The sequence below is a fragment of the Agaribacterium sp. ZY112 genome, assembly GCF_041346925.1.
Lineage (GTDB): Bacteria > Pseudomonadota > Gammaproteobacteria > Pseudomonadales > Cellvibrionaceae > Agaribacterium.
Genome location: NZ_CP166840.1, coordinates 2,062,599 through 2,075,618 on the forward strand (window position 1 = coordinate 2,062,599; position 13,020 = coordinate 2,075,618).

14 protein-coding genes are annotated in these 13,020 nt (G+C 45.6%); 11 read left to right on the forward strand and 3 right to left on the reverse strand.

Annotated features, from left to right (window positions below):
- Positions 1 to 65: 65 nt before the first annotated feature.
- Complete coding sequence (gene lysS / locus AB1S55_RS09075; protein ID WP_370981489.1) at positions 66 to 1,565, forward strand: lysine--tRNA ligase; 1,500 nt, start codon at positions 66 to 68, stop codon at positions 1,563 to 1,565.
- Positions 1,565 to 2,251 carry a uracil-DNA glycosylase gene (gene ung / locus AB1S55_RS09080; protein WP_370981490.1) on the forward strand — a complete coding sequence of 229 codons (687 nt, stop codon included), beginning with the start codon at positions 1,565 to 1,567 and terminating at the stop codon, positions 2,249 to 2,251. Before lysS ends, ung begins: the two co-directional genes overlap by 1 nt.
- 26 nt (positions 2,252 to 2,277) lie before the next feature.
- Here the strand turns inward: ung and AB1S55_RS09085 are convergent, their stop codons facing one another.
- Together AB1S55_RS09085 and AB1S55_RS09090 are read right to left on the reverse strand one after the other, a co-directional pair.
- Entirely contained in the window at positions 2,278 to 3,111 is an 834-nt protein-coding gene (locus AB1S55_RS09085) for an HDOD domain-containing protein (protein ID WP_370981491.1), read from the reverse strand.
- Positions 3,112 to 3,173: 62 nt separating this feature from the next.
- Complete coding sequence (locus AB1S55_RS09090; protein WP_370981492.1) at positions 3,174 to 4,070, reverse strand: folate-binding protein YgfZ; 897 nt, start codon at positions 4,068 to 4,070, stop codon at positions 3,174 to 3,176.
- A gap of 98 nt (positions 4,071 to 4,168) precedes the next feature.
- Here AB1S55_RS09090 and AB1S55_RS09095 point away from each other — a divergent pair, with 98 nt between their 5' ends.
- On the forward strand, positions 4,169 to 4,423 hold the full coding sequence (locus AB1S55_RS09095; protein WP_370981493.1) for a succinate dehydrogenase assembly factor 2: 255 nt from the start codon (positions 4,169 to 4,171) through the stop codon (positions 4,421 to 4,423).
- 45 nt (positions 4,424 to 4,468) lie between these two features.
- Here the strand turns inward: AB1S55_RS09095 and nadB are convergent, their stop codons facing one another.
- Positions 4,469 to 6,073, reverse strand: coding sequence for an L-aspartate oxidase (gene nadB, locus AB1S55_RS09100; protein WP_370981494.1), 1,605 nt, complete (start codon positions 6,071 to 6,073; stop codon positions 4,469 to 4,471).
- A gap of 216 nt (positions 6,074 to 6,289) precedes the next feature.
- Between nadB and rpoE the strand changes: the two genes are divergently transcribed.
- The 8 genes from rpoE to era all read left to right on the forward strand — a co-directional run bounded on the left by rpoE (position 6,290) and on the right by era (position 13,018).
- Positions 6,290 to 6,874, forward strand: coding sequence for an RNA polymerase sigma factor RpoE (gene rpoE / locus AB1S55_RS09105; protein ID WP_370981495.1), 585 nt, complete (start codon positions 6,290 to 6,292; stop codon positions 6,872 to 6,874).
- Between the two features lie 164 nt (positions 6,875 to 7,038).
- Entirely contained in the window at positions 7,039 to 7,698 is a 660-nt protein-coding gene (locus AB1S55_RS09110; RefSeq protein ID WP_370981496.1) for a sigma-E factor negative regulatory protein, read from the forward strand.
- A gap of 8 nt (positions 7,699 to 7,706) precedes the next feature.
- Complete coding sequence (locus AB1S55_RS09115) at positions 7,707 to 8,138, forward strand: SoxR reducing system RseC family protein (protein WP_370981497.1); 432 nt, start codon at positions 7,707 to 7,709, stop codon at positions 8,136 to 8,138.
- Between the two features lie 123 nt (positions 8,139 to 8,261).
- Complete coding sequence (gene lepA / locus AB1S55_RS09120) at positions 8,262 to 10,061, forward strand: translation elongation factor 4 (RefSeq protein WP_370981498.1); 1,800 nt, start codon at positions 8,262 to 8,264, stop codon at positions 10,059 to 10,061.
- A gap of 14 nt (positions 10,062 to 10,075) precedes the next feature.
- Positions 10,076 to 10,939, forward strand: coding sequence for a signal peptidase I (lepB, locus tag AB1S55_RS09125; RefSeq protein WP_370981499.1), 864 nt, complete (start codon positions 10,076 to 10,078; stop codon positions 10,937 to 10,939).
- Positions 10,940 to 11,027: 88 nt separating this feature from the next.
- Positions 11,028 to 11,453 (forward strand): DUF4845 domain-containing protein, encoded by a 426-nt coding sequence (locus AB1S55_RS09130; RefSeq protein WP_370981500.1) that lies wholly within the window; start codon positions 11,028 to 11,030, stop codon positions 11,451 to 11,453.
- Positions 11,422 to 12,132, forward strand: a complete 711-nt coding sequence (gene rnc / locus AB1S55_RS09135; RefSeq protein WP_370981501.1) for a ribonuclease III — start codon at positions 11,422 to 11,424, stop codon at positions 12,130 to 12,132. Before AB1S55_RS09130 ends, rnc begins: the two co-directional genes overlap by 32 nt.
- Positions 12,122 to 13,018, forward strand: coding sequence for a GTPase Era (era, locus tag AB1S55_RS09140; protein WP_370981502.1), 897 nt, complete (start codon positions 12,122 to 12,124; stop codon positions 13,016 to 13,018). Before rnc ends, era begins: the two co-directional genes overlap by 11 nt.
- The last annotated feature ends 2 nt before the right edge of the window (positions 13,019 to 13,020 follow it).

Consider the following 13,020-nt stretch of genomic DNA (forward strand, 5'->3'; position numbering starts at 1 on the left):
AGCGTCTATAGATGCGGCGGCTAAATGCCGAATTAATTGAATTGTTGAAGCGGAAATTATCTAAAATGAGCGAACAAATTGTTGCGCAAGATGAAAATAAATTAATTGTTGAGCGCCGTGAAAAGCTAGGTGTCATACGCGAAACTGCCAAAGAAAATGGCGGCACTGCCTTCCCAAATGATTTTCGCCCAGAAAATAAAGCGCAGGATTTGCAAGATAACTACGGTAAAGCCGAAAAAGCTGAGCTAGAAGAGGCTAATAATCTCGTTAGTGTTGCCGGACGTGTTATTCGTAATCGTGGCGCATTTATAGAGCTGCAAGATGCCAGCGGACGTATTCAGTTGTACGTGACTAAGCCTGCTCGTCCGTTTGCTAAGTCTTTAGATTTGGGGGACATTATTGGCGTTAAAGGTGCACTGCATAAAAGCGGTAAAGGTGATCTTTATGTCAATTTAGAAGAGTATGTCCTGCTGACTAAGGCTTTGCGTCCTCTGCCCGACAAGCATCATGGCTTGAGCGATCAAGAAACACGTTATCGTCAGCGCTATGTTGATTTAATTGCAAACCCTGAAGTGCGTGCAACGTTTGTGCTGCGCAGTAAAATAGTGCAGTTTATTCGTGAGTATTTAAATGGTCGTGACTTTCTAGAAGTTGAAACCCCGATGTTACAGGCTATTCCTGGTGGGGCGACTGCCCGTCCATTTGTTACTCATCATAATGCGCTTGATATTGATATGTACTTGCGTATCGCTCCTGAGTTGTATTTAAAACGTTTGGTTGTGGGTGGCTTTGATCGTGTTTATGAGATCAATCGTAACTTCCGAAATGAAGGTTTATCGACTCGTCATAATCCTGAGTTCACAATGCTTGAGTTCTATCAGGCCTATGCCGATTACAATGATTTAATGGATTTGACCGAGGATATGCTGCGCAAGCTTGCTGAAAATGTGCTTGGCAATACGACGGTTGTAGCGACTAAAGCTGAAGGTGAAACAGTTGAGTATGACTTTAATAAGCCATTTCAGCGTTTAAGTGTGTTCGACTCTATTTTACATTTCAATCCGAATTTAAGTGCGTCCGATATCGATAACATTGAATCGGCTCGCTCTGTTGCTGCGAATTTAGGTATTCCTTTAAAAGATATTTACGGCTTGGGTAAGATTCAAATTGAAATATTTGAAAAAACCGTAGAGCATCGTTTAGAGCAGCCGACGTTTATTACTAAATACCCAACCGAAGTTTCGCCTCTTGCTCGTCGTAGTGATGAAAATCCATTTGTTACTGATCGCTTTGAGTTTTTTGTTGGAGGTCGTGAAATTGCTAATGGCTTTTCTGAACTTAATGATGCGGAAGATCAAGCTGAACGCTTTCAGGCTCAGGTGGCTGAAAAAGATGCCGGCGATGACGAGGCAATGCACTACGATGCGGATTATGTTCGTGCACTTGAATATGGTATGCCTCCTACTGCTGGTCAAGGTATTGGTATTGACCGCCTAGTGATGATGTTGACAGATAGCCCATCGATCCGCGATGTGCTTTTGTTTCCGGCAATGCGTCCGGAATAATGACGAATCGACCTGTAAAGCTTGAGCAAAGTTGGTTAAACGAAATAGGGCAAGAGTTCGATTTGCCCTATATGCAAGCTTTGCGTCAGTTTTTACAGCAGGAGAAAGCAAAAGGGAAAAACATTTACCCCTCCGGTAGTGATATTTTTAACGCTTTAAATAGTACGCCTTTTGATAGAGTGAAGCTGGTTATTCTTGGTCAGGATCCTTATCACGGGCCGGGGCAGGCACATGGCCTTTCTTTTTCTGTCCCCCGTGGTATTGCTACACCACCTTCCTTGCAGAACATCTTTAAAGAGCAGCAGCGTAGTTTAAATTTGGCTATTCCTAGTCATGGTTGTTTGCAGAGCTGGGCTGATCAAGGGGTCTTGTTGTTAAATGCAACCCTAACGGTTGAGCGGGCAAATGCAGGTTCGCACCAGCGTAAAGGTTGGGAGCAGTTTACAGATGCAGTTGTCGCTGCCTTAAACGCTAAGCGTAATAATGTAGTTTATTTACTCTGGGGGGCTTACGCGCAGAAGAAGGGGCGGGTGATTGATGCCGCTCGTAACTTGGTGCTTAAGTCACCACACCCCTCACCGCTATCGGCTCATCGAGGTTTTATTGGTAATGACCATTTTGTTGTTGCAAATAATTATTTGCAGGAAAAAGGTTTGAGCCCAATAAATTGGGCTCTGCCAGAATAATCGATGTGGCTTTGGCCATTTTAAGTTTAAGAGAATAGCTGCATAGCGGCTTCCATTTCTTCGCTTAAATCTTCAGCTTCCGTATCTTCGATATCGTAGTCTAGGCCCAGACGTGAAAAAGCTTTGACGCTGGAGTAGTCAATGCTGGCTACTCGGCTACTGCCGGCCCAAAGTTGCAACATGGCAACGGTGACAATGTCGGCGTAGTCGGGGCTGCTTTTTTCTTTTTCAAAATCTAAATGATCAATTGGCACCATGCGTAATTCTTGAGGAAATTCCCAAGAGCTTAGAATTTTTACTCCAATGATGGGGTGAATGGCATTAATCACCATATCTAGATTAATACTGTCGCGTAATAGTGCAGGGTTTTCTTCTGCGTAAGAGAGTATCGGCAATATACCTATTTGGAAAACAAGGCCTGCAAGTGTGGCTTGGTCGGGCCTTAATTTGGTGTAGTGCTTACATAGAACATGGCAGATGCCAGCAATTTCACTGGATGAGGCCCAAACATCTCGCATTCTTTTATCAATATGGTCGGAGGTTGCTTGGAACATTTGCTCCATCGCTAGACCCGTTGCAAGATTGGCCGTGCTTTCCATGCCTAAACGAGAAAGCGCCATGTTCAGATCTTCAATTTCACGTGGGGCTCGAAATAGTGGGCTGTTAGCGACTTTAATAATGCGAGCTGTGAGCGCAGCATCGTGGCCTATCACTTTACCTAGGTCCATGATCGATGCGTTACTGTCTTCAGATACTTCACGCACCTTAAGTGCCATTTCTGGCATGGTGGGCAGAACGAGTTTGTCGCTATCGATCAGCTCTATAATTTCCTGCGCAACCTTGTCTGCGAGTGCGTTCATTTAAGTCTCCCTGAGTGGTTATTATTGGCAAACAGCAGGGAGCCTTCGCTCACTTGCTTAGCTTAAGGTATAGCATAGGGCAGCTGATGCCATTGGACTTTTTGCAGGCCTTTGTCACATGATTCTATGCTGATGTCATTGCTTTCATAGCTGCTGTCATTGCATAAACAGAGCAGCCAAGTGCGCTCTTTAGTTGTATATGATTGAACGCTAGCTCCGACTTTTTTTCTGTCCTTATCTATTAGCGCGGCTTTATTTTGCAGTTTGCTTGGGGCGCAGCTTGCAAGGCGTAGATGTTTTTTAAGTTGGCCACGGTAGTGAAGGCGGGCAATCACTTCTTGTCCGGTGTAGCAGCCTTTCTTAAAGTTAACGGCGCCGATTAGATCGTAGTTCAGCTCTTGGGGCAGGAATTCTTCACTTTGGCCTTCTCTCAGCTCTGCTAAACCTTCTTGCAGTAATACAAGGGGCCAAAATTCGGTATCTTCCGTTTGAGCTTGTAGCTTATTTACCAGTTGTTGCTCAGCGCTCTTGTCAATCCAGAGTTCAGCGCATTCTTCGTTGAGCATATGCCAGCACTCGCTCGTAAGTTCTAGCTCGCGCTCTAGTCGTTCTTGAAGCTGCTCACCTTTAAAGGCGATGCAGTTCAGTTCAGTTTCCACGCTGAGTGTGACTTTTGAAAAAAGCATGTATTTTTTTAGCGCGGCAATGGCAATATCACTGATCTCGCGATGAACTCGTATCAGGTAGTCATTGTTTATGCGCTTGATATAAAAACTGCTAATCATGCGACCTTTGACATTGCAGTGCGCTGCAAAGCTGCCTTGTTCACTGAGTTTTACTACGTCTGCGCTAAGTTGGCCCTGTAAGAAGCTCGCGGCATCGGGGCCGCTAAAACGCACAATTTGGTACTGTGGCAGTGGGCTGTAGGTAAGAGAGGGCTGTTTTTGCTGACTTTGCATAAGAGTTCTTTGCTTGGCGTGGTGCTATAGCTTACTGAGGGCTAGGGAAACTGCCAAGCCTTGGCTATAATCCCGCCTCCTTGAAAAGAGTTACGATTATGGATCTTCACCGCTTACGCTGGGCCAGCCGTAGAGGTATGTTGGAGCTGGACTTGGTTCTACTGCCCTTTGTTGAAAATGTTTATAGCACTTTAGATGAGGCCGAACAGCTGCGCTTTGACAATCTTTTAGAGTGCGAAGATACAGAGTTGTTTGCTTGGTTTCTTGGTAAAGATGTGCCTGAAGATGCAGATCATAAGCGTATCGTTGATATTATCTTAAGTCACACTGGTATAAGGGGAGAGACCACTTAATCTCCCCCTTCATGTTTGTCGTCTTAGAAGTAGGTTAAGATCTTATTAGTCTATAGCTACAATTTGGCGCTGACCGGAGAAGTTGCTCGGCATTAAAATCGTGTCTTGAGCAATAGCGGAGGCGCTGGGGTAGTCGAGTGAATAGTGCAGGCCTCGGCTTTCTTTTCGCTGGCTTGCAGAACGAATAATTAATTCGGCTACCACGGCTAAGTTACGCAGCTCAATCAGGTCATTGCTGACTTTGTAGTGGCTGTAGTATTCCTCAATTTCTTTTTGCAGTAGTTTAATTCGGTGAGTTGCACGCTCAAGTCGTTTGTGAGTACGTACTATGCCTACATAGTCCCACATAAAACGGCGTAGCTCATCCCAGTTGTGTGAGATAACCACGTCTTCATCTGAATCTGTCACCTGGCTATCATCCCAGGGCGCGGCTTCTTGCGGCTCGGGAAGCTCATCAATGCAGCTGGTGATATCCAGTGCGGCAGAATGTGCATAGACAATGCATTCAAGCAGGGAGTTGCTGGCCATACGATTGGCCCCGTGCAAGCCTGTAAATGAGCACTCACCAATCGCGTAAAGGCCGTCTAGGTCGGTGCGGCCTTGGTCATCAACCATGATTCCGCCGCAGGTGTAGTGTGCCGCAGGTACGACAGGGATGCCTTCGTTGGCGATATCAATACCAAATTGAGCACAGCGCTTCATGGCTGTTGGAAAGTGCTGCTCAAGAAACTCACGAGGTTTGTGGCTGATATCTAGGTAAACGCAGTCGCTTCCAAGACGCTTCATCTCGTGGTCGATGGCTCGAGCGACAACATCGCGAGGAGCCAGCTCGGCAAGCTCATGGAAGTTATGCATAAAACGACTGCCATCTGGCAGGCGTAACTTTGCACCTTCGCCGCGCAAAGCTTCTGTAACAAGGTAGGATTTGGCTTTGGGGTGGTAAAGGCAGGTAGGGTGGAACTGATTAAATTCCATATTGGCTACTCGACACCCTGCTCGCCAAGCCATTGCGATGCCATCACCGCTGGCGCCGTCGGGATTGGAGGTATAAAGGTAAACTTTGCTGGCTCCACCGGTTGCAAGCACGACGGTCTTAGCGCTAAAGCGCTCTACACAATCTTTTTCTCTGTTAAAGACATAGGCGCCACTACAGCGGTAGCGTTGTGTGTCAGCGCTTGCTTCTTTGCAAAGATCGAGTGCGACATGGTTAGCAAAGATACTTATGTTCTCTGCTGCCAAAGCGGCGCTACCTAAAGAGCGGTGTACGGCTTTACCTGTGGCGTCAGCGCTGTGGATAATACGGCGGTGACTGTGCCCACCTTCTCTAGTTAGGTGGTAGCCTTGTTCTTCTTTGGTAAAATCAACACCGAGGTCGATAAGCCACTCAATAGCGGCTTTACTATTTTTGACTGTAAACTCAACGGCGTCACGGTGGCAAAGCCCGCCGCCTGCAGCCAGAGTATCTTCAACATGAGCTTCGATACTGTCTTGATCATCAAGTACGGCGGCAATACCGCCTTGAGCGTACCAAGTGGAGCCTTCTTTGATCTCGCCCTTACTTAGAACCGCAATAGAAAGGTGTTTGGGCAAGCTGAGCGCTAAACTTAAGCCTGCGGCACCACTGCCAATAACAAGTACATCAAAGTTCAAGACGGTTTCCTTGGTATAGAAGAACAAAGTCGCGATTATAGCCTGTCACGTAAGCCTTTGCTCCTATGGCCGCTATATTTGAACTTTGTAGCCTGTTTGGCGTCAAAAATTGCATGATAATAAATGGGTCTTAAGTCCTATTGTGTTTCACGCATTCCTTTCGTGTCTCACAACTGGCACAATGCGGCCTTTTACTCTCTGGGCATGGAGCGGTCAATGACAGCGCAAGCTGTACAAGCATCTGATAAAGACCTCGTCGCCAAAGTTCAACAGGGCGATAAGCGAGCCTTTGACTTATTGGTACTTAAATATCAGCACAAAGTTTTGAGTATTGTGGGACGTTATGTTTCCGATGCATCGGAAGCGCATGACGTCGCGCAAGAAGCGTTTATTAAAGCCTATCGTGCGATTGGAAATTTTCGTGGGGATAGCGCCTTTTATACTTGGATCTATCGTATTGCGATTAACACAGCAAAAAATTACTTGGTTAGTCGTGGGCGCCGCCCCCCTGCAAGTGATGTTGACGCTGGCGAGGCTGAGGCGTATTCGGGGGGCGATGTCTTACATGATAACGCCTCTCCAGAGCAACAAATCGCTAGGGATCAGCTTGAGCAGGCTGTGTTTACGGCAATTAAAGCGCTGCCAGAGGAATTGAGAGCAGCGGTGAGTTTACGTGAGCTTGATGGCTTGAGTTACGAAGAAATTGCAGACGTAATGAGCTGTCCTGTTGGTACCGTTCGTTCACGTATCTTCAGGGCTCGAGATGCTATAGAAAAACATATTGCTGAATATGTGAATTAAATGTGAATTTTAGGGAACTCTAGGAAAAATTCTTAGTCTGACCCTTTAAGAGATAACTGGCTTGATTAAATACGCCAGGTCGTTAACCGAAGCCCCTGTTGCTGCAACGTCTGCAGAGAATGTGGCTGTAAGCGAATTAGCTTGTAGAGTATATAGGTCTATGTATGAGCGATACACACAATAGCCCCCATGAATCTGTCAGGGAGTCCCTCTCGGCCTTGCTGGATGATGAACACAGTGAATTAGACTTGCGTCGTATATTAAAAGGCGCAGAGGTCGATGATGAGGTTGTCAATACATGGCAGCGCTACGGTGTGATCCGTCAAACTCTACAAAAACAGGAGTGCTTTACTGAGCGCTCGTTGTTAGATGGTGTACGAGATGCCATTAAACATGATGAGGCCCCGGTTGTTGTCGCTCCACAATCGCGTTGGCAGCAATGGGCTGGTAAAGTTGCAGTTGCTGCATGTGTTACTTTTGCATTTTTATTTGGTAGTAACTATTGGCAAGGTAGTGAGCAGGAAGCTTCTGCCGCTTTGGCTTCCGGTGCGGTGAATTCCAATGGTGCGGCTGTGCCTAGTGGTTTTGAATTACCTCCTCTACAAGCTCGTACAGTAAGCGCTGGCGCAGACACCACATCGTATGGTTCACCTGCTTATGGTTCGCCTGCCTACGGGGCTGTATCTTATGGCTCTGAATTACCTGCGGATCACATCCAAATTCAAACTCGCGCAGCGCTTCATGAATACCTAATGCAAAACCCGGAGCTTCGCGCTCAGTTACATCGTATGCTGCAGCAGTCTCAAGCTGAGGCTCAGCGCTAAGGGCTATTGTGCTAACCGAAAATGGCCGTGTGCTGGCGGTCGAAGATGATGGTTTATGGGTTGAGACACTGCAACAGAGTGCTTGCGCCCAATGCTCGGCTCGCAGTGGTTGTGGGCAGAAGCTTCTGGGTGAAGCGTTAATGCCCAATATGACCTCGGTCAAGGCGTATTTTTCTGAGCCGCCGACACGTATTTTCCGTGTCGGAGAACAGGTAGATATAGGTATTGCTGAGCATGCTTTATTAACGGCAACCTTGTTGGCTTACCTTGTTCCCTTGCTTGCGCTGCTTTTCGGGGCCGGTGTGTTTCAGTTTGTTTTTGCTTCTGAGTGGCTGAGTCTTGTTGGTGCTTTGTTTGGCTTAGCCGTTGGTGGATTACTGGTTCGGGCCCATGCGCGCCGCAATAGATCCAACCCTCTTTTTCATCCGGTTGTGCTTTAGTCTCAGTTGTCTGCAGCTTCGATAGCTTGCCCCCCTTAAATCATGTAGACTTCGCGGCATTCAGGCGCACCATGTGGTGTCAGCTATATCCTTATTTTTGCCCAATTCAAGTAGAACTTAGTAGTGTCAGATCTCAGTCATATACGTAACTTTTCCATCATTGCCCACATCGATCACGGTAAGTCGACACTTGCTGATCGTTTCATTCAATACTGTGGTGGTTTAACTGCGCGCGAGATGGAAGCTCAAGTGCTCGACTCTATGGATATTGAGCGTGAACGTGGTATTACCATTAAGGCTCAGAGCGTCACGCTTGAGTATAAAGCTCGTGATGGCAAGGCCTATCAGCTGAACTTTATTGATACCCCAGGGCATGTTGATTTTAGTTATGAGGTAAGCCGCTCACTGGCTGCTTGTGAAGGTGCTTTGCTTGTTGTCGATGCTGCACAGGGCGTTGAGGCGCAATCGGTGGCGAATTGTTATACTGCTATTGAGCAAGACCTTGAGGTCATTCCTGTACTTAACAAGATCGATTTACCACAGGCTGAACCTGAGCGTGTGAGCCAAGAGATCGAAGAAATCATTGGCATTGATGCCATGGATGCCGTGACTTGTAGTGCCAAAACGGGTTTAGGTATCGAGGATGTTCTAGAGCGTCTCGTTGCTGAAATCCCTTCACCTGAAGGTGATTATGACGCCCCTATGCAAGCATTAATTATCGATTCTTGGTTTGATAATTACTTAGGTGTTGTGTCATTAGTGCGTGTTACTCAGGGCGAGTTGAAAAAGGGCGAGAAAATCGTATCTAAGTCCATTGGCAAGGCTCATGTCGTTGATATTGTTGGTGTTTTTACGCCAAAGCGTGAAGATACTGGAGTCTTGCGAGCAGGTGAGGTTGGTTTTGTTGTTGCCGGTATTAAAGATATTCACGGCGCGCCTGTCGGTGATACTTTGGTGCATGCTGCTAACCCTGATGTAGAAGCGCTGCCTGGTTTTCAGAAAGTTAAACCTCAAGTTTATGCGGGGCTCTTCCCGGTCAGTTCGGATGACTACGAAGGTTTTCGTGATGCTTTGCAAAAACTCACCCTAAACGATGCCTCTTTATTTTATGAGCCTGAAAGTTCGGATGCCTTAGGCTTTGGTTTTCGTTGTGGTTTCCTTGGCATGTTGCACATGGAGATCATCCAAGAGCGCTTGGAGCGAGAGTATGATCTCGATCTTATTACTACTGCGCCAACGGTTGTTTTCCAAGTGCTAACCAATGATGGTGAAGAGGTTTATGTTGATAACCCTTCTAAACTACCTGAGCTTGGTTCTATCCAAGAAATGCGTGAGCCGGTTGCCGATGTTAATATTCTGGTTCCTCAAGACTATCTTGGCTCAGTAATTACTTTGTGTGTTGAGCGCCGTGGTGTGCAAGTCGATATGCAGTATATTGGTGGTCAGGTTGCCGTTCATTATGAGTTGCCAATGAACGAAGTGGTGATGGACTTTTTTGATAGGCTCAAATCGGTGAGTCGTGGTTTTGCCTCTCTCGATTACAGCTTTGCTCGATTCCAAGCTGCCAAGCTGGTGCGTCTTGATATCTTGATTAACTCTGAACGAGTTGATGCTCTGGCCGTTATTGTTCACCGTGATAACGCTCACTATAAAGGTCGCGCCCTAGTTGAAAAAATGAAAGAACTTATTCCTAGGCAGATGTTTGATGTAGCAATTCAAGCCGCTATTGGTGGCCAAATTGTAGCTCGTTCAACAGTAAAAGCCCTGCGTAAGAACGTAACCGCCAAGTGTTATGGTGGCGACGTAAGCCGTAAGAAAAAGCTGCTAGAGAAGCAAAAAGCAGGTAAAAAACGTATGAAGCAAGTAGGCAAGGTAGAAATACCACAAGATGCTTTTCTTGCTGTGCTTAAAACAGATAGCTAAAGGCACCTTAATATATGGACATCAATCTGCCTCTGATTTTATTTCTTGCAACCTTTGCTTCAGGTATTGGTTGTTTGGTCGATTTTTTTCTTTTTCGCAAGCCGCGTTTGCAAGCCTTAGCTGATGTCGAGGCGCAATTTAGTGCCTTGACCAAAGCCGAAAAGAAAGACGGTCAAGCCTATACCACAGCTGTAGAAGCTGCTTCTAAAGATCCTCTGCTTATTGAGTACAGTAAGTCATTTTTCCCTGTCTTAGCTCTTGTATTTGTGGTGCGCTCATTCTTATTTGAGCCTTTTCAAATTCCATCTGAGTCTATGTTACCCGTACTTGAAGTGGGTGACTTTATTGTTGTTAACAAGTACAGCTATGGTATTCGTTTACCTGTCATTCGCACTAAAGTGATTGATATCAATGACCCTAAGCGCGGTGACGTAATGGTGTTTTTACACCCAGGTGATAAGCGCTATTTTATTAAGCGTGTTATAGGCTTACCTGGCGATCATATTCGTTATACAAATAATCGTTTGTTTATTAATGGTGAGCTTGTGCCAGAAACCTTGCTTCGAGAAGAGTACAGTAAGCCTGGTGAATGGTGCTTTAACGCTCGAGCTACTAATTTGATCTATCAAGAGCAAATTGGAGATAAGAGCTTTGAGGCTCGTAAGTGCAGTATACCGGGCAGCTTGAGTCGAGAGGGTAGTTGGACGGTGCCTGCTGGCCAGTATTTTATGATGGGAGACAACCGCGATAATTCACGTGATAGCCGTGAGTGGTTGTATGTATCTGAAGATCTAATCGTAGGTAAAGCTGTTGCTAAGTGGATGCACTGGGATAGTTTCTTTAGCTTGCCAAGCTTTGGTCGAGCGGGTGCTATCTAAGGCTGATCCACACTTTAGTTGCTTCGCTATACTCTTAGTCAAAGTAGGCTTGTATAGCTGGCCTGCAAGTTAGTGTGAAGGAGAGAATATGTTTATTTATCAACGTGGTATGAGCACGTCAGGGCTTATTTTAGTTGTCGCTTTGGTCGGCTTTTTCTTAACCTTGGTTTTCAAAATGGGGCCAGCCTACCTTGATAATATGGGCGTGCGTTCGGCCATGAACTCGATGTTAAGTAATAACCCTAATATTCATGAAATGAGTAAGGATAAAATCCGTGCGCAATTAGCCTCATTTTTTAGCATTAACGGTGTCAGAGATCACAGCCCTAAAGATATGGAAATTGTACGCAGTAAGGACAAGACCTTAGTGAATCATATCTATGAAACTAGGGTGCCCATTTTTTTAAATATTGATGTGGTGATGAGTTTTAAAAACCAAATCGATTCATCTAATCCTCAAGCATGTTGTGAATACTTAATTGATGAAGAAGGCAACCCCCTTAAGCAAGACTGATATTTATCTGCTCGAGAAGCGCCTAGCTTACGAGTTCAAAGATAAGCGCTTGCTAGAGCTTGCGCTTTCCCACCGCAGTGTTGGCCCTAAAAATAATGAGCGCCTTGAGTTTCTAGGTGATTCTTTATTAAATCTCACCATCGCCGAAGCGCTCTTTCATCAGTTCCCCGATGCCAAAGAGGGGGATTTAAGCCGGCTTCGCGCTCACCTTGTTAAGGGGGAAACCCTTGCCGAAATTGCTAGAGAAAAGCAGTTAGGTGATGTTGTGTTATTAGGCACTGGCGAGATGAAAAGTGGCGGCTTTCGGCGCGACTCTATTCTTGCAGATACGGTTGAAGCACTTATCGGGGCCATTTACTTGGACCAAGATATGTTCTGTTGCCAGAACAAGGTGCTTGAGTGGTATGAAAGCCGTCTAGCGGGGCTTGATCTTAAAAAAGCAGGAAAAGATCCTAAAACTTGTTTGCAGGAACTTATGCAAGAAAAGTCATTGGCCTTGCCCGCTTACCGAGTGCTTAACGAAAGCGGAGAGAACCATGCTCGTATGTATGAAGTTGAGTGCCGTTTAGTGAATGTTGAGCAGGTGTTTTGCGCTATTGCCAGTAGTAAGCGCCAAGCAGAAAAAAAAGCAGCCGAATTAGCACTGCAATACTTTGATGAGGAAGTGAGTGGAAACTAAATTAAGAGCCGGCTACGTCTCGATTGTAGGGCGTCCGAATGTTGGTAAGTCGACCTTACTAAATCATTTACTAGAACAAAAGATCAGTATCACGTCTAAAAAACGCCAGACAACAAGACATAATATTGTTGGTATTCGTAGCGATGATGATAGTCAGCTCATTTTTGTTGATACGCCAGGCATGCACCAAGGGCAAGATAGCGCCATTAATCGCTATATGAATAGAACAGCAGGTTCGGCCCTGGTTGATGTTGATGTTATTGTTTTTGTTGTTGATAAAGATACTTTTACCGCTGAGGATGAAGCTGTAGCAAAACAGCTACAAAATACTCCTATTCCACTGATATTGGCAATTAATAAGATTGATCAGCTTAGTGATAGTGCCAAACTTTTGCCCCATGTGCAGAGGCTCAATGAATTGCTTCCCAAGGCGGAAATCATGCCTATTTCTGCTTTGCGTGATGAAAATTTATCAGCCTTGTTAGATGTACTGAAATCATTTGTTCCCGAGTCAGAAGAATTAATTTATCCAGAAGATCAGGTTACTGATCGCAGTTTGCGTTTCTTAGCCGCTGAAATTGTACGAGAAAAAGTCATTCGTTTAACCGGCGCGGAACTGCCTTATCAAAGCACGGTTGAAATTGAGCAATTTGAAGAAAAAAGTGGTTTGGTAACCATTAGTGCTGTGATACTTGTTGAGCGTGAAGGTCAGAAGCGCATTGTTATTGGTGAAAAAGGCAGTCGTATTAAGCAGGTGGGTATTGATGCTCGCAGAGACATTGAAAACCTTATTGACTGCCAAGTTATGCTGAATATTTGGGTGAAAGTTAAAACGGGTTGGTCTGATGATGATCGCGCACTTAGAAGTCTAGGTTTTGACGATTAAGC

Coding starts and splice junctions, on each gene's coding strand:
- lysS (WP_370981489.1), top strand. CDS start 66: ATGAGCGAACAAATTGTTGCGCAAGATGAAAATAAATTAATTGTTGAG.
- ung (WP_370981490.1), top strand. CDS start 1,565: ATGACGAATCGACCTGTAAAGCTTGAGCAAAGTTGGTTAAACGAAATA.
- AB1S55_RS09085 (WP_370981491.1), bottom strand. CDS start 3,111: ATGAACGCACTCGCAGACAAGGTTGCGCAGGAAATTATAGAGCTGATC.
- AB1S55_RS09090 (WP_370981492.1), bottom strand. CDS start 4,070: ATGCAAAGTCAGCAAAAACAGCCCTCTCTTACCTACAGCCCACTGCCA.
- AB1S55_RS09095 (WP_370981493.1), top strand. CDS start 4,169: ATGGATCTTCACCGCTTACGCTGGGCCAGCCGTAGAGGTATGTTGGAG.
- rpoE (WP_370981495.1), top strand. CDS start 6,290: ATGACAGCGCAAGCTGTACAAGCATCTGATAAAGACCTCGTCGCCAAA.
- AB1S55_RS09110 (WP_370981496.1), top strand. CDS start 7,039: ATGAGCGATACACACAATAGCCCCCATGAATCTGTCAGGGAGTCCCTC.
- lepB (WP_370981499.1), top strand. CDS start 10,076: ATGGACATCAATCTGCCTCTGATTTTATTTCTTGCAACCTTTGCTTCA.
- AB1S55_RS09130 (WP_370981500.1), top strand. CDS start 11,028: ATGTTTATTTATCAACGTGGTATGAGCACGTCAGGGCTTATTTTAGTT.
- rnc (WP_370981501.1), top strand. CDS start 11,422: ATGAAGAAGGCAACCCCCTTAAGCAAGACTGATATTTATCTGCTCGAG.